This window comes from Pseudomonas sp. RL (assembly GCF_000647775.1).
Taxonomy (GTDB): domain Bacteria; phylum Pseudomonadota; class Gammaproteobacteria; order Pseudomonadales; family Pseudomonadaceae; genus Serpens; species Serpens flexibilis.
On sequence record NZ_JBOY01000094.1, the window covers coordinates 12,039 to 26,738 of the forward strand.

Sequence of the window (14,700 nt, forward strand, 5' to 3'; positions counted from 1 at the left end):
AAATGTCATTCGGCGACGGTAACCGCGCCGGTTCGGGTGTCGTACTCGATGCGCCGAGTGTCGTTCTGGTAGCGATAGCGGCACAGCGGCGCAGCGAATTCGCTGAGATAGGTGGCGCTGCCGCGCACGGCCACGCTGGGCGCGGAGCCGAGCAGCACGCCGCGCCAGAGTTCGGCGCAGCCTTGCGCGCCGGGGCCGGAGGCGGTCGCCACCGGCCAGCCCAGTTCGTTGACGTCCACGTCGCCGTCGCCAAAGCCGGCCACGTTGTTCAGTCCGCCGCGCCCGCTGGCGCGGTTCAGTTCCCACTGGGCGCGCACCATGGCCACGCCGGCGGCCAGGGCGCCGGCGGTGCCGTTGACCGAGGCCGCCTGGGCGTCGTCGGTGGCGTTCATCAGACGGGGCAGCGCCACGGCGGCGAGCAGGCCGACGATGACGATGGTCACCACCAGTTCCAGCAGGGTGAAGCCCCGTTGCGCGTCCCGGCTCATCGCACCCCCTTGGTGGCGGCGGAGAGTTCCCACATGGGCAGGAACACGCCCAGCGCCAGCACCAGCACCATGCCGCCCATGGCGACGATGAGGATCGGTTCGATGGAGTCGGCCAGGCGCTTGAGGTCGTAATCGACCTCCTGCTCGTAGAAATCCGCCACCTCGATGAACAGGTCGTCGAGGGCGCCGGTCTCCTCGCCCACCGCCAGCATCTGCAGCACCAATGGGGTGAACAGGCCGCTGGCCACCGCGCCGCGGGTCAGGGATTCGCCACGTTCCACGCCGTCGCGCATGTCGAGGATGGCCTGGCCGATATGGCGGTTGCCGACGGTGTTGCTGTTGATGGCCAGCGCCTGGAGGAGCGGCAGGCCGGCGCGGTACATCATCGCGAAGGTGCGGGTGAAGCGCGCCAGGGCGATGCGCTCGAAGATGCCGCCGACAATCGGCAGGCGCAGCTTGTAGCGGTCCCAGAGGCGCGCGCCGGGCTCGGTCTGTAGCCAGCGCAGCAACAGCACCAACCCGCCGGCCAGGACCAGGGCGATCAGCCACCACCACTGCTGGGTGAACTCGGAAAAGCCGATAAGGATGCGCGTGGGCAGTGGCAGCTCGCTCTTGAATTGGGCGAACACCTTGGAGAACGCCGGGATCACCAGCAGGTTGATGACCACCAGCGCCACGCCCATGGCCAGCAGCACGAACAGCGGGTAGCGGGTGGCCTGCTGGATGCGCTTGCGGGTTTCGCGCTCCATGTCCAGGTAGCCGGCCAGCTGCTTGAAGGCCAGGTCCAACTGGCCGGTGTTCTCACCGACGCTGACCATGCTGATGAACAGCGGCGTAAATACCCTGGGATGGCTGGACAGCGCCACACCCAGGCCGTTGCCGGCTTCCAGGTCGGCGCGCACGGCGCGCAGCACTTCGCCGAAAAAGGGGTTGCGGGTGGAATCGGCCAGTCCGCCCATGGCGCGCAGGATCGGCACGCCGGCCTTGCTAAGGCTGTGCATTTGCCGGCAGAAGATGATCAGTTCCTCCAGCGACACCCGCTCGCGGCCCAGCAGACGCCTGAGCTGGCGCAGCACATCGGTGTCGCCGCCCACGGCGGATTCGGCCTGGGCCTCGATGGTCAGCGGCGTGATGCGCTCGGCCAGCAGCTCGCCGGCCAGCGCTTCGGCGCTCGCCGCCTGGCGTACGCCGCTGACCTTCTGGCCCTGGGCGTCGCGACCGGTGAAGCGGAACGCAGCCATCAGTCGAATTCCTCCACCAGACTGGCGCTGACGCGGAACACCTCATCGACGCTGGTCAGCCCGGCCAGGGCGTAGTCCAGCGCCACCGCGGCCAGCGGACGGTAGTGGGGTTGCCGGCGCGCCGCATCGACGAACGCCTGCGGGTCGTTACGGCGCAGCGCGGCGGCCATGGCGGCGTTGACCTCCAGCAGTTCGTAGACGCCGATGCGCCCCAGGTAGCCGGTGTTGTGGCAGTGATGGCAGCCGCGGCCGCGCACGAAGCACCGACCGTTCAGCGGGCGGCCATGGATGACTTCCAGCCAGCGTTGCTCGCGCTCCTCGGGCGCGTGCTCCTCGCGGCAGTGTTCGCACACGCGGCGCACCAGGCGCTGGGCCAGCACGGCGTTCAGGGCATTGGCGACCAGGAACGGCTCGGCGCCCATGTCGATCAGGCGCAGCGGCGAGGTCAGCGCGTCGTTGGTGTGCAGGGTGGATAGCACCAGGTGGCCGGTCAGCGCGGCGCGCAGGGCGATCTCGGCGGTCTCGCCATCGCGGATCTCGCCGACCAGCACGATGTCCGGGTCCTGACGCAGCGCGGCGCGCAGCACGCGGGCGAAGGTCAGCTCGATCTTCGGATTGACCTGCACCTGGCTGACGCGCGGCAGGCGGTATTCCACCGGGTCTTCCACGGTGATGATCTTGGTTTCCGCGCTGTTCAACTCGGCCAGGCCCGCGTACAGCGTGGTGGTCTTGCCCGAGCCGGTCGGGCCGGTGACCAGCACCAGCCCGTGGGGACGGCGCAGCAGCTGGCGGAAGCGCTCGAGCATCTCCACCGGCATGCCGGTGCCGTCCAGGCTGAACACCCCGGCGCTCTGGTCGAGCAGACGCAGCACCACGGATTCGCCGAACTGCACCGGCAGGGTCGAGACGCGCACGTCCAGGTTGCGGTTCTTTACCCGGATGTTGAAGCGGCCGTCCTGGGGCAGGCGCTTCTCGGAGATGTCCAGGCCGGCGAGGATCTTCAGGCGCATGACCAGCGCCGAGGCGATGCGGGTTTCCTTGATCAGTTGCTCGTTGAGCACGCCATCGATGCGCAGGCGCAGGCGCAGCACCTTGTCGTCCGGCTCGATGTGGATGTCCGAGGCCTTCATCTGCACCGCGTCCTCGAACAGCGTCTGCAGCAGGCGCACCACCGGGGCGTCCTGGTTGTCCTGGCTGAGGCCGCCGAAGTCGAAGTTGGCTTCCTCCAGGCGCTCGTCCAGCTGACCGGCCAGCGAGGCGATCTCACTGCTGCGCCGGTAGATGCGGTCCAGCGCGGCCAGCAGGTCGGCCTCCAGCACCACCGCCGGATGGACACGCTTGCCCAGCAGGCGCTCGGCCTCGTCCAGCGCATAGAGGTTGAGCGGATCGGCCATGCCCAGCAGCAGGCCGTCGCCCTGGCGCGACAGCACGATCACCCTGAAACGCCGCGCCACCGCCTCGGGCAGGCTCTGGGTCAGGGCCGGGTCGAACTTGTAGTGCGGCAGCTCGACGAACGGGATGCGCAGCTGCTCGGAGAGCGCCTTGAGCAGGCGCGTCTCGCTGATGAAACCGAGGTCGACCACCGCGCGGCCGAGCTTCACGCCGGTGCGCTTCTGCTCCTGCAAGGCACGCTGCAGCTGGGCGTCGTCGATCAGCCCGGCCTCGATCAGCAAATCACCGAGCCGCACGCGGCCCTGGCGGAAATCCTGGTTCATCGCCGGCCGCTCTCGTCGAAGGAGCGCGCACTGCTCTGCAGCACCTCGTGCCAGGTCTGGTCGCCGACCACCAGCGGACGCATCAGGATGACCAGCTCGGTCTGCGTGGAGACCTTGCGCTGCTGCTTGAACAGCCAGCCGAGCCCGGGCAGGCGGCCCAACCACGGGACCTGCGCGTCGGTGTTGTCGGCGCCGTTCTCGATCAGGCCGCCAATTAACACCACCTGGCCGCTGCGCGCGCGCACGATGGAGTCGGACTGGCGGGTGGTGGACAGCGCCAACGGCAGCAGGAAGGTGTTGCTGGAGCTGCCCAGCTGGATGCTCTTGTTCTGGTCCTGCACGCGGCTGACGGTGGGTCGCACGTGCAGGGTGACCTGCTCGCGCTCGTCGATCTGCGGCGTCACGTCCAGGGAGATGCCGGAGAAGAACGGCGTCAGGGTGATGTCCAGGTCCGGGGCGGTGCCGCCGCCGGCCAGGGTGGTGGTGGTGGTGGACACGTCGGTGACGAAGAACTCGTCGGTGCCGACCTTGATCACCGCCTTCTGGTTGTTCAGCGTGGAGATGCGCGGGCTGGACAGCACGCGCACGTCGCCCTGGGTTTCCAGCAACTGCAGGATGCCGTCGAAATCACCGACGCTCAGCGCCGCGCTGAACACACCGCCGATGCCCTGGGCGCCGGCCAGCTCGGCGCCGGCCAGGGCCACACCGAAGCGGCTGTTGCGCTCGCGGCCCAGGTCGCTCCAGCGGATGCCGGCCTGGAATTCGTCGGTCAGGCTGACTTCGAGGATCTTGGTTTCCAGGATCACCTGGCGCTGCAGGTTGCGCTGCGCCTTGTCGAGGAAGTCGGCCACGCTCTGCTGGTCGGCGCTGGAGGCGCGCACCACCAGCAGGCCGGCCTGCGGGTTGACCACCACGCTGTTGCCTTCCTCGGTACCGATGATCATCGCCACCACGGCCTGCACCTCCTTCCAGAAGTCGGCGTTGCTGCTGGTCAGCAGGTGGCTGGCGCTCACCGTACTGGCGGTGCTGCTCGTGGTGGTGCCGGCGGCGCCGGCGCCGATGCTGTCGCTGGTGGTCACCTGGCCGGAGCTGACCCGGGTGTCGCTCATGCCCTGGCGCTGCACGTTCAGGTAGTTGAGGTCGTAGGTACGGGTGATCGCCTGGTTGGGCTGGATCTGGTAGCCGTAGCTGGTGCGCCGGTAGTCGTAGCCGTAGCCGTCGCGCACCGCGGCCAGCACTTCCGGCAGGGTGACCTGGCGCAGGCTGAGGGTGATCTCGCCGCTGACCTGCGGCGGCACCAGGATGTTCTGCCCGGCGCTGTCCATCAGACTGAGAAAGAAGGCGCGCGCCGGCATGTCGCTGACCAGCACGTCGAAACGCGGCGCAGCGGCGCTCGGCGCAGCGGGCACGGGCGGTTCGACCGGGGCGCCGCGCGTGGCCGGCAGCGGTGCCTGCAGGGCAGCCTGGCTGTGGGCGAGGCTGTCCTGGAAGGACCGGGCGGTCTCGTCGGCCAGGCGCCGTTCACCGTCCGGGAAGGATTGGCAGGCACTGATCAGGACGAACAGGCCGAGCAGGCCGAAGCGCGGGGCAAAGGAAAAGATCATGGCGTGTTTCGGCTCGGAGTCAGAAGGGGAGAAACCAGTTGCAGGGTGCTGCGCCGCCCCTGCCGCTCGACGCTCACCGAGCGCGCGCCGATGGCCAGCACGCGGGCACCGTCGACGCGATCACCGACTCGCAGGGTCTGGCCGTTGATCACCGCGCGCACACTATCGGCGGTGCGCAGGATGGCCTGCAGGCGCAGCGGTTCGAGAACCGGCGCGGGCTGGTTGGCAGCGGCCGGCAACGCCTGGCGCGGCGGCAGGGTCGGGTCGGCGGCGAACAGGGGAATGCTCATTAGCGACAGGGCGAGGGACAGGCAGGACCTAAACACCGAGCCACCCCGCATGTCGGCTGAGGGTATAGAGCTCCAGGCGGATGCTCGCCTTGCCCGGTCCGGCTTCGCCGACCCGGTAGTCCAGGCTGTTCCAGTGCAGTTGCCAGCCACTGGCCTGCACGGCTTGCAGGTAGGCGAGCAGGTCGAAGTAGCCGCCTTCCAGGGTCAGGCGCAGGCCGTGGCGATAGAGCACCGAGGGGGCCTGTTGCGCATCCGGCAGGCTGAGCGGGGCGCTGAAACTCTGCAGCTCCACCAGACGCAGGCCGGATTGGCGACGCAGCAGGTCTTCCAGCAGCTTCTGCATGTCGGTGGGCGAGATCAGCCGGGCCGTGCCGCTGTCGATCCCGGCGAAGATCGCCTCGCGTCGGGCCTCGGCCTCGCCGATGGCCTGGCGATAGCGGGGGTTGGGGTCGGCGGCCAGGCGTTCATCCAGCTGGCGCATGGCCGCCTGCGCCGCCGCAATGCCCTGCTCCACCTGGCGCAGGCGTTGCTCCTGGGCAACTGTACGCGCCGCCAGGGGCGCGGCCAGCCACTGCACGTACAGCAGACCAACCAGCGCCAGGCCGACCAGATACATCAGCCACTGCTCACGCGGCGCCCGCTGGCGCCAGAACTGCACGAGGCTATTCATCGCCCGGCTCCTGCTCGACCTGCGAAGCCAGGCTGAAGCGCAGCAGACCGCTGTCTTCACGCTGCACCTGCAGTTGGGCGAACTCACGGCCCTGCAACGCGGGGCTGCCACTCAGGCTGGCCAGGTAGCGCGGCACCTGGGTCTGCTCCTGCGCCAGGCCTTCCAGACGCAGCAGCTGTCCGCCTTCCCGCATGCGGATACGGGTCAGCCACAGCCCCTGGATGTGCCGGTCGGCCAGCCCGGCCAGAAGCGGCGCGAAGCCCGCGCGATGCTGGGCTTCCAGGGACAACAGGTGGTCCGCCAGCTGCTGGAGGCGCTGGTTGCCGGATTGCAGCTCGGCCAGCCGCTCGCTCAGCCCGCTGTCCAGTTGCGGCTCGCGGAAGCTGGCCTGGCGGTTGAGCAGCTCGGCTTCCACGGCACGGGACTGCTGCTCGGCGCGCGCCAGGGCCTGGCTGCCGAGGTGGCTGCGCCACAGCGTCCAGCCGCCATGCAACAGCAGCAGACACGCCAGCACGGCAAGGCCCAGCAGCATCTGCCGGGGGCGCGGACCCGACGACTGGGGCGTTTCCGGCTGGTAGAGGTTGATGTTCTGCATCAGGTGGCATCCTGGCGCAGCGCCGCGCCGATGGCGCCCAGGCATTGCACCTGCTGCAGTTCGGCCAGCTCGGCGGCCGGCTGCCCGGGGAACAGCTCGCGCAGATCGACCACCTGCAGCGGCGTGGCCAGCCCGTAGGTCAGCTCTGTGCGGGCCTCGGCGGCCTTGTGCTTCATGGGCAGCAGCAGGATGCGGTTGAGCCGGCCGGCGCCGATCTGGCTTTCGAAGTAATCCAGGCTGCGCTGGATCTCCAGGGTCATGTTGGCCAGGTCGTCGACCCCGCCCCGCGCGCCCTGCTCCAGGCGTCGCGCCATGTACAGGTCGGCGCCCTTCTGGATGCAGATCATGCTTTCCGTGGTGCGCAGGCGCAGCACGGCGATGTTAAGGTCCGGCGCCCCGGCCAGCAGGCCAAGGTTGCGGTAGGCCATTTCCGAGATGTCGATGCTGGTCAGTCGCAGGCCGCTGCCACGCAGCCAGGCGGCGTACTGGTTCATCTGCGCCTTGCCCAGTACGGCGCAATAGGCCATGCGCATGCGCCCGCGATAGGCATCGGCCGGCAGCGCGAAGCAATCCAGCACGACCTGGTCCAGCGGCTCGCCGAGCATGTCCTTGACGCGCCAGCGCATGGCGTCGCGCAGCTCATCGGCGGGAACTTCGGGGGCTTCGAGGAGGAAGGTACGGTAATCGGCGGAGTGCAGCACCAGGTTGGCGGGCAGGCCGGACAGGCCGAGCTCATCGACCAGCGCCTTGAGCACGGCGGCACGCTCGGGCAGTTCGGCTTCGCGATACACGCAATGCAGCAGTTCAGGTGCCTGGCCTGCACGCCTGCGCACCTGCGCAAGCGCAATGCCCTGATGACTGAATTCCAGGCCCACCAGTCCGTCTGGCCGGGGCTTCGTCCTTTTCAACCACGCCACTGAGGCTACCTGTCAAAGACCGTTTCGCACCACGCCTTCCTGCGCGTGCTGCGAGCGACTACTGCTGACGATGCGGCCTGCCAACCTTGCGACCGAAAAAGGGCCACTACACAGCGAACCGGGCCTGGTTTTCGCCATTGGTGCCTGCCCTGACCGGCAACACCGACAACAAACGCGTCTGGAACGGGCTTTCCAGCCGTCCAACGCAGACCTCGAACTGTGAAGCGTCGCACATTTTCGTTCAGCGCCGGTTATTTGTCGATAGCTCGAAAACAGAGGAAAAGTGTCAATTTGCTATCTCATAGCCATTAGCGATGAGCAAATTTCCTTTTACATCAAGGGGTTATGGCGAGTTGACACCTTTGAACGGTCAGGCTGCCCGCCAGGTTGGCTATCGGAAGAAAAAAGTCGACAGGTTCAAATCTGGAAAACCGAGGGCAGCTCGCGATGCAAATGTTCTCGGTACTGGGGCGGTTGCCGTGCAACCCCGCATGGCGAACAACGCGAGGCGAGGATCGTCCAGAGATGAGCCACGCTGGCCATGACGATGCGGTGCCCGTTGATCCAGTGGCCGGCTTTCGACACCTGGGTCCCAGAAAGCAAAAACCCCTGAAATTCGCTAGGAAAATCAGGGGCTCAGGCTTGATGTATGGCGGGGAGATAGGGATTTGAACCCTAGGTGCCCGTGAGGACACAACGGATTTCGAATCCGTCCCGTTCGACCACTCCGGCATCTCCCCAGAGGTCGGCGCGCATCATACCAGCTGCGGCGCATTTGTCTAACCCCCGACGCAAGTTTTTCGCTCGCATTTCAAGCGCTTGCACTGCGCCGGGAAAGGTTCAGGCCTCGCCGGTCAGGCGGGTCAGCGCTTCGCGGTACTTGTCGGCGGTCTTCTGGCAGACCTCGGCGGGAACCTTGGGCGCCGGCGGCTGCTTGTTCCAGCCGGTGGATTCCAGCCAGTCGCGCACGAACTGCTTGTCGAAGCTCGGCGGGTTGCTGCCTTCGGCGTAGCTGTCAGCCGGCCAGAAGCGGCTGGAATCCGGGGTCAGCGCCTCGTCCATCAGGGTCAGGGTGCCATCTTCGTCCAGGCCGAACTCGAACTTGGTGTCGGCGATGATGATGCCGCGGGTGGCGGCGTAATCGACGGCGGCGCTGTACAGGGCGATGGCGGTGTCGCGCACCTTGGCGGCCAGCTCGGCGCCGATGATCTCCTCGCAGCGCGCGAAGGAGATGTTCTCGTCATGGTCGCCCACGGCTGCCTTGGTGGACGGGGTGAAGATCGGCTGCGGCAGCTTGGCGGCCTCCTTCAAGCCGGCCGGCAGCGGAATGCCGCAGACGGTGCCGCTCTTCTGATATTCCTTCCAGCCCGAGCCCACCAGGTAACCGCGCACGATGGCCTCCACCGGCACCGGTTTGAGGCGCTTGGCCACCACGGCGCGACCTTCCACCAGCGGCAGCTCGGCAGCCGGCACCACGTCCTCGACCTTGTCGCCGGTGAAGTGGTTGGGCACCAGGCCCTTGAGCTTGTCGAACCAGAAGTTGGAGATGGCGGTGAGGATCTTGCCCTTCTCCGGGATCGGCTCCTCAAGGATCACGTCGAACGCCGACAGGCGATCACTGGCGACCATCAGCATGCGCTTGTCGTCGATCTCGTACAGGTCGCGGACTTTGCCGGAGTAGAGTTTCTTCAGGCTCAGGGCGGTGGGTGTGCTCATGTCGAAAAAGGTCCGCATCATCGGAAAGAAAACAGGCGAAACCGCGCTGCGGGGTTTCGCCTGGGGTTCGAGCTGAAACGCGGGTTTCAGTTCAGATTGCTTTGGATCTGCCCCAGCACGCGCTGGGCGATGTCCTTGGGTGCCAGGGTATCGGCATCCTGCTCCAGCGAGACCTGCACGCCATTGCCCAGTCGGGTCAGGCGCACCTGGTAACGCTCGCCGGCGGCTTCGTCACTGCCGAACAGGCGACCAAAGAAGCCGGGCTTCTCGCCGGGCTTGCGCGCATCGCCGGACAGGTTCAGGTAATACAGGCCCAGGCTGCGGTTGAGGTCATCGATGCGCAGGTCGGCGCGCTCCAGGGCGCGGCCGATGCTCGACCAGCTGCGGTCGAAATCGGCCTCGACGTTCAGTACCGGATTGCCGCTGCCATCCTCGCCGGCGGTGACCCGCACGCGGCTATCGGCGCTGCGCGCGGCCAGGGACACCGAACCGCCCTGCCCCGCGCCACGCTCCAGGCCGGCCAGTAGTTCGTCGAGCAGCGCGCTGTCCAGCGGCTGGTTGGCCGAGCGGCTGGGGAAGCTCAGGTTGGCCGTACTGTCAGCCGGGCGTTCCACGGCAGCCAGGAAGATCTCGCTGGTGTTGCGCTGCACGCCCGGCTCGATGCGCACCCGCACCCGCACCTGGGCATCGGGAGCGGCGACCGTCACGCGGCCCCCCAGGCGGCGGCTCAGCTCCGGCGACAGGCGATCGTAACGCTGCCAGGCGGTGATGAACTCGCCGGTCTGTGGCCGCTCTTCGGCAATCGCCAGGCCGTTGCGCTCGAAATACTGACGGGCCAGCGGCCAGACTTCCGCCGGCGGGCGCAGCGCCAGCAGCCAGCGCGCATCACCGCTCTTCTGCAGGCTGAACTCGCCGCTGTCCGGACCAGCGGCCAGGGCTTGCGGGCGCGGCGTATCGAACTCGTCGTCGCGCGCGGCCAGCGACGGAATCTGGGTCGGAATCGGCAGCAGAGGGTCCAGGTGCTTGGCCTGGACGCCCTCAGGCAAACGCATCGGCGCGGTCTGCTGCGCCTGCAGGTAATCGCTGCCGCGATCGCGGAAGCCCAGCCAGCTGCAACCGCCAGTGCCGGTGATGATCAGGGCGAGTGCGGTGAGTCCGGCCAGTCGCTTCATGCGTTTCGCTTCCTTGGTGTGTTAGGCCAGCACGCCAGTTTGACGCATGGCCTGGCGCAGCGGTTCGTGGCAGCGCTCGCTGAGCCAGGTGAGCGGCAGGCGGATGCCTTCCGGGATCAGGCCCATCTCGTGCAGCGCCCACTTCACCGGGATCGGGTTGGACTCCAGGAACAGCGCCTTGTGCAGCGGCATCAGGCGGTCGTTGATGGCGCGGGCGATGGCGGCCTCGCCACGCATGGCGGCGGCGCACAGGTCACTCATGGCGCGCGGTGCGACGTTGGCGGTCACCGAGATGTTGCCCTTGCCGCCGAGCAGCATCATTTCCACGGCGGTGGGGTCGTCACCGGAATACACCAGGAAATCCTGACCGACACGCTCGAGCACTTCGCGGGCGCGCTGCAGGTCGCCGGTGGCTTCCTTGATGCCGATGATGTTCGGCACGCGGGACAGGCGCTCGACGGTTTCCGGCAGCATGTCGCACACAGTGCGACCCGGCACGTTGTAGAGAATCTGCGGGATGGCCACGGCTTCGGCGATGGCGCGGAAGTGGCGGTACAGGCCTTCCTGGGTCGGCTTGTTGTAATACGGGGTGACCAGCAGGCAGGCATCGGCGCCCACGCCCTTGGCCAGCTCGGTGAGTTCGATGGCTTCGCGGGTGCTGTTGGCCCCGGTGCCGGCGATGACCGGGATGCGACCGTTGACCTGGTCGACGACGCGACGCACTACTTCGATGTGTTCGTCCACGGTCAGGGTGGCGGACTCGCCGGTGGTACCCACCGCGACGATGGCGTTGGTGCCTTCCTGCAGGTGGAAGTCCACCAGTTTGCTCAGGCTGTCCCAATCCAGTGCGCCCTGCGCATCCATGGGAGTGACCAGCGCCACCATGCTGCCCGAAATCATCTACCACCACTCCTGCCAGAAAAGAGAGGGGCCAATGGTACTGTCGGCCCCGGCCTCGCACAAGCGAAGTTCCGGGGGCCCGCCATTCCTTTGGGCGGCGCTTTTCGCTACCCTTTCGCCCTCGTTTCGACGCCTTCGGCGTTGTCTTCATCTGCGTTAGGAAGCCTGCATGTCCACCCCGCCCGTTCGTGAACAATTTCTGGTTGTCAGCGCCCTCGGCAACAACCCCATGACGCTGACCAGCGTGTTGTACCGGGCCTGCCAGGAAAGCCGCTGCGCAGTGACCTCCACGCAGCTCAGCCGCCACGGCGAATGCAGCGTGCTCACCCTGCAGGTCGGCGGCAGCTGGGACGCCCTGGCTCGCCTGGAAGGGACCCTGCCGTCGATCGCCAAGCGTCACGACTTCACCCTCAATGTGGTGCGCAGTGTGCCGCTGGAAGTCCGCCCGCAGGCGCTGCCGTACGTCGCCTACGTGAGTGCGGCCTATCGGCCGGACATCCTCGGCGAGCTCTGCCAGTTCTTCACCGATCACCGCATCGAGCTGGAAAGCCTGAGCTGCGACACTTACCAGGCGCCGCACACCGGCGGCACCATGCTCAACGCCACCCTCAACGTCACCCTGCCGCCGGGCACCCAGATCAGCTGGCTGCGCGACCAGTTCCTGGATTTCGCCGATGCCCTGAACCTCGATGCCCTGATCGAGCCCTGGCGCCCGAACAACCCGTAAGGAATCCGCCATGACCGTCAGCCTCGACCAGCCCGTCCCCGACTTCCAGGCCCAGGCCACCGGCGGCCAGACCGTCCAGTTGAGTGCACTCAAGGGTCGCCAGTTGGTGCTGTATTTCTACCCGAAGGACAGCACCCCCGGCTGCACCACCGAGGGCCAGGGTTTCCGCGATCGCCACGCCGAGTTCCTGGCCGCCAACACCCTGGTGTTCGGCGTGTCCCGCGACGGCCTGAAGTCCCACGAAAACTTCAAGGCCAAGCAGTGCTTCCCCTTCGACCTGATCTCCGACAAGGATGAGCAGCTGTGCCAGCTGTTCGAGGTGATCAAGCTGAAGAAGCTCTACGGCAAGGAATACCTGGGCGTGGACCGCAGCACCTTCCTGATCGACCAGGACGGCGTGCTGCGCCAGGAATGGCGCGGCGTGAAGGTGCCGGGGCATGTGGAGGCGGTGCTGGACGCCGCCCGGGCGCTGCACGAAGGGCGCTGAGGCCCCGTGCAAACCTGTGGGGCCGTGTTTATCTCGGCCGCCCGAGGCGGGTGATGCATCGAGGCCGAGCTGGGCTTCGCCGGCCGGCGTAGGGCGGTCGGCGCTTTATCCGGCCGCCGATTCGCGGCCTCGATGGTGGCAACGTAAACGTTGACCACCCTACGGGGTCCGGATCGCCGGCCACCTGAGCGCCGCTTCACGGCGCTGTCACGCCTTGCGCAACCAGTAGCGGAAAACCCCCGCCTCCTCTTCCTCGCGCAACAGCTCATGCCCGGCCAGGCGCGCGAACGCACGAAAGTCGCGCTGCGAACCGGCATCGGTGGCGGTGACCTTGAGCACCGCGCCGCTGGGCAGGCGGTTGAGCTCCAGCTTGGCCTTGAGCAACGGCAGCGGGCAGTTCAGGCCGCTGGCGTCCAGTTCCGCATCGCAGGCCGGGGCCTGCACTTGGTCAGTCATTTCACACCTCTGCGCAGTGAGCGGGCGAGAATACCCAAGCCCCGGCGTGGCTGGCCAGCGACGCCGGGACAAGGCTACAGTTAGCCCCCGCGATTCGAGCGAGTACCCGCATGACTGCCCCGCGCCCCACTCTGCTGCTTGCCGTCTGCCTGGCCCTGAGTCCGGCGGCGCACGCCAACGACCTGCCGTCGCTGGGCGATGCCAGCTCGGCCATAGTCGCCCCCGAACAGGAGTACCAGCTCGGACGCGCCTGGTTGAGCATGCTGCGCGGCCAGGTCTCGCAGCTGTCCGACCCGCTGCTCAAGGACTTCGTCGAACGGCACGTCTACCGCCTGGCCGAGACCAGCCAGTTGCAGGACCGGCGCCTGGAGTTCGTGATCCTCGACAGCCCGCAGCTCAACGCCTTCGCCGTGCCGGGCGGCATCGTCGGCGTCAATGGCGGCCTGTTCCTGCACGCCCAGACCGAAGCCGAGTTCGCTTCGGTGCTCGCACACGAACTGGCCCACCTGTCGCAGCGCCATTACGCGCGCGGTCTGGAAGCGCAGCAGCGCATGCAGCTGCCGCTGATGGCGGCCATGCTCGCCGGCGTGGTCGCCGCGGCGGCCGGCGCCGGCGATGCCGCGATTGCCGCCATTGCCTCCGGGCAGGCCGCCGCCATCCAGAGCCAGCGCAGCTTCTCGCGGCAGAACGAGCAGGAAGCCGACCGCATCGGCCTGAGCAACCTGCGCAACGCCGGCTACGATCCGCGCGGCATGCCGAGCATGTTCGAGCGCCTGGCCCGGCAGTACCGCTACGACGCCAAGCCGCCGGAATTCCTGCTCACTCACCCGCTGTCCGAATCGCGCGTCGCCGACAGCCGAAACCGCGCCGAGCAGACGCCGGCCGGCGGCAAGATCGACAGCCTCGCCTACCAACTGATGCGCGCCCGCACCCAGCTGCAGTTCGAAAGCACGCCGGGGCTGGCCACCAAGCGTTTCCGTGCGCAGCTGGAGGAAAGCCCGCAGAACGACGCCGCCCGCTACGGCCTGGCCATCAGCCTGCGTCGCGCCGGACAGTCGGAAGAAGCCGGCAGCCTCCTGCAACCGCTGCTGGACAAGAGCCCGGACGACATCGTCTACAACCTGGCGCGCGTCGAGCTGGACATGGATGCGCAGCGCTACAGCCAGGCCACCCAGCGACTGGAACGGCTGCTCAAGGCGCACCCCGGCAACTACCCGCTGCTGCAGATGCAGGTCGAACTGCTGCTGGCCCAGTCACGCCCGGCGGAAGCCGAGGCCATTCTCGACCGTCTGCTGCGCGAGCGGCCCAAGGACCCGGACATCTGGTATCAGGTGGCGGAAGTGCGCGGCCTGGCGGGCAACATCATCGGCGTGCACCAGGCCCGCGCCGAGTTCTTCGCCCTGGTGGGCGACTACGGACAGGCGCTGACCCAGCTGGACTACGCCAAGCGCCGGGTGATCGGCAATTTCCCGCTGACCGCACGCATCGAAGCGCGGCAGGACGAGTTGCGCACCGAGAAGCGGCTGCTGGAGGAGATGCTCAGGTAGGCCGGAGCGTTCACGTTGGCCACCGCCGCGGCACCGAATCGGCGGCCGGAAAACGCCGACCGCCCGACGGTCATGGCGACCACGTAGGGTGGACATCGTTTTTCGTTGTCCACCGCCCGGCGTGCACATTGCGGCGGACAAAACGGCGATGTCCTCCCTACGTCTGACTAACCAA

15 protein-coding genes and 1 tRNA gene are annotated in these 14,700 nt (G+C 67.5%); 3 read left to right on the plus strand and 13 right to left on the minus strand.

Annotated elements, in window-relative coordinates; genetic code table 11:
- Positions 1-5 precede the first annotated feature (5 nt).
- The 12 genes from AS93_RS0114185 to dapA all read right to left on the minus strand — a co-directional run bounded on the left by AS93_RS0114185 (position 6) and on the right by dapA (position 11,308).
- A complete protein-coding gene (locus tag AS93_RS0114185) occupies positions 6-488 on the minus strand; it encodes a type II secretion system protein (RefSeq protein WP_027591223.1) in 483 nt (160 codons plus the stop codon).
- Positions 485-1,729, minus strand: a complete 1,245-nt coding sequence (locus AS93_RS0114190) for a type II secretion system F family protein (protein ID WP_027591224.1) — start codon at positions 1,727-1,729, stop codon at positions 485-487. The genes AS93_RS0114185 and AS93_RS0114190 overlap by 4 nt, the downstream gene beginning before the upstream one ends.
- On the minus strand, positions 1,729-3,444 hold the full coding sequence (locus AS93_RS0114195) for a GspE/PulE family protein (RefSeq protein WP_027591225.1): 1,716 nt from the start codon (positions 3,442-3,444) through the stop codon (positions 1,729-1,731). The genes AS93_RS0114190 and AS93_RS0114195 overlap by 1 nt, the downstream gene beginning before the upstream one ends.
- Positions 3,441-5,048 (minus strand): pilus (MSHA type) biogenesis protein MshL, encoded by a 1,608-nt coding sequence (gene mshL, locus AS93_RS0114200; protein ID WP_027591226.1) that lies wholly within the window; start codon positions 5,046-5,048, stop codon positions 3,441-3,443. Before mshL ends, AS93_RS0114195 begins: the two co-directional genes overlap by 4 nt.
- Complete coding sequence (locus AS93_RS0114205; protein WP_037009406.1) at positions 5,045-5,338, minus strand: hypothetical protein; 294 nt, start codon at positions 5,336-5,338, stop codon at positions 5,045-5,047. The genes mshL and AS93_RS0114205 overlap by 4 nt, the downstream gene beginning before the upstream one ends.
- Before the next feature lie 28 nt (positions 5,339-5,366).
- Entirely contained in the window at positions 5,367-6,008 is a 642-nt protein-coding gene (gene gspM, locus AS93_RS0114210; protein ID WP_027591228.1) for a type II secretion system protein GspM, read from the minus strand.
- Positions 6,001-6,603, minus strand: a complete 603-nt coding sequence (locus tag AS93_RS0114215) for a PilN domain-containing protein (protein ID WP_027591229.1) — start codon at positions 6,601-6,603, stop codon at positions 6,001-6,003. The genes gspM and AS93_RS0114215 overlap by 8 nt, the downstream gene beginning before the upstream one ends.
- On the minus strand, positions 6,603-7,478 hold the full coding sequence (locus AS93_RS0114220) for an MSHA biogenesis protein MshI (RefSeq protein ID WP_256214780.1): 876 nt from the start codon (positions 7,476-7,478) through the stop codon (positions 6,603-6,605). Before AS93_RS0114220 ends, AS93_RS0114215 begins: the two co-directional genes overlap by 1 nt.
- 692 nt (positions 7,479-8,170) lie before the next feature.
- Positions 8,171-8,260: transfer RNA gene (locus tag AS93_RS0114225), tRNA-Ser, on the minus strand.
- A gap of 100 nt (positions 8,261-8,360) precedes the next feature.
- Positions 8,361-9,236, minus strand: coding sequence for a phosphoribosylaminoimidazolesuccinocarboxamide synthase (locus AS93_RS0114230; RefSeq protein WP_027591231.1), 876 nt, complete (start codon positions 9,234-9,236; stop codon positions 8,361-8,363).
- Between the two features lie 86 nt (positions 9,237-9,322).
- Complete coding sequence (gene bamC, locus AS93_RS0114235; protein WP_027591232.1) at positions 9,323-10,408, minus strand: outer membrane protein assembly factor BamC; 1,086 nt, start codon at positions 10,406-10,408, stop codon at positions 9,323-9,325.
- A 21-nt stretch (positions 10,409-10,429) separates the two neighbouring features.
- A complete protein-coding gene (gene dapA / locus AS93_RS0114240; RefSeq protein ID WP_027591233.1) occupies positions 10,430-11,308 on the minus strand; it encodes a 4-hydroxy-tetrahydrodipicolinate synthase in 879 nt (292 codons plus the stop codon).
- Between the two features lie 169 nt (positions 11,309-11,477).
- Here dapA and AS93_RS0114245 point away from each other — a divergent pair, with 169 nt between their 5' ends.
- Positions 11,478-12,035: a glycine cleavage system protein R gene (locus tag AS93_RS0114245; RefSeq protein ID WP_027591234.1), complete on the plus strand. Its 558-nt coding sequence runs from the start codon at positions 11,478-11,480 to the stop codon at positions 12,033-12,035.
- A gap of 10 nt (positions 12,036-12,045) precedes the next feature.
- Positions 12,046-12,522 (plus strand): peroxiredoxin, encoded by a 477-nt coding sequence (locus AS93_RS0114250; protein ID WP_027591235.1) that lies wholly within the window; start codon positions 12,046-12,048, stop codon positions 12,520-12,522.
- A gap of 207 nt (positions 12,523-12,729) precedes the next feature.
- Here the strand turns inward: AS93_RS0114250 and AS93_RS0114255 are convergent, their stop codons facing one another.
- Complete coding sequence (locus tag AS93_RS0114255; protein WP_027591236.1) at positions 12,730-12,978, minus strand: sulfurtransferase TusA family protein; 249 nt, start codon at positions 12,976-12,978, stop codon at positions 12,730-12,732.
- Between the two features lie 110 nt (positions 12,979-13,088).
- On the opposite strand from AS93_RS0114255, the gene AS93_RS0114260 reads away from it, so the two are divergent.
- A complete protein-coding gene (locus AS93_RS0114260) occupies positions 13,089-14,525 on the plus strand; it encodes a M48 family metalloprotease (RefSeq protein WP_027591237.1) in 1,437 nt (478 codons plus the stop codon).
- Positions 14,526-14,700 lie beyond the last annotated feature (175 nt).

Excerpts from the sequence above, each read along its gene's own strand:
- AS93_RS0114195 (WP_027591225.1), bottom strand. The coding sequence starts at position 3,444 with ATGAACCAGGATTTCCGCCAGGGCCGCGTGCGGCTCGGTGATTTGCTG.
- AS93_RS0114205 (WP_037009406.1), bottom strand. The coding sequence starts at position 5,338 with ATGAGCATTCCCCTGTTCGCCGCCGACCCGACCCTGCCGCCGCGCCAG.
- AS93_RS0114215 (WP_027591229.1), bottom strand. The coding sequence starts at position 6,603 with ATGCAGAACATCAACCTCTACCAGCCGGAAACGCCCCAGTCGTCGGGT.
- bamC (WP_027591232.1), bottom strand. The coding sequence starts at position 10,408 with ATGAAGCGACTGGCCGGACTCACCGCACTCGCCCTGATCATCACCGGC.
- AS93_RS0114245 (WP_027591234.1), top strand. The coding sequence starts at position 11,478 with ATGTCCACCCCGCCCGTTCGTGAACAATTTCTGGTTGTCAGCGCCCTC.
- AS93_RS0114255 (WP_027591236.1), bottom strand. The coding sequence starts at position 12,978 with ATGACTGACCAAGTGCAGGCCCCGGCCTGCGATGCGGAACTGGACGCC.
- AS93_RS0114185 (WP_027591223.1), bottom strand. The coding sequence starts at position 488 with ATGAGCCGGGACGCGCAACGGGGCTTCACCCTGCTGGAACTGGTGGTG.
- AS93_RS0114250 (WP_027591235.1), top strand. The coding sequence starts at position 12,046 with ATGACCGTCAGCCTCGACCAGCCCGTCCCCGACTTCCAGGCCCAGGCC.
- dapA (WP_027591233.1), bottom strand. The coding sequence starts at position 11,308 with ATGATTTCGGGCAGCATGGTGGCGCTGGTCACTCCCATGGATGCGCAG.
- mshL (WP_027591226.1), bottom strand. The coding sequence starts at position 5,048 with ATGATCTTTTCCTTTGCCCCGCGCTTCGGCCTGCTCGGCCTGTTCGTC.
- AS93_RS0114260 (WP_027591237.1), top strand. The coding sequence starts at position 13,089 with ATGACTGCCCCGCGCCCCACTCTGCTGCTTGCCGTCTGCCTGGCCCTG.
- AS93_RS0114190 (WP_027591224.1), bottom strand. The coding sequence starts at position 1,729 with ATGGCTGCGTTCCGCTTCACCGGTCGCGACGCCCAGGGCCAGAAGGTC.
- gspM (WP_027591228.1), bottom strand. The coding sequence starts at position 6,008 with ATGAATAGCCTCGTGCAGTTCTGGCGCCAGCGGGCGCCGCGTGAGCAG.
- AS93_RS0114230 (WP_027591231.1), bottom strand. The coding sequence starts at position 9,236 with ATGAGCACACCCACCGCCCTGAGCCTGAAGAAACTCTACTCCGGCAAA.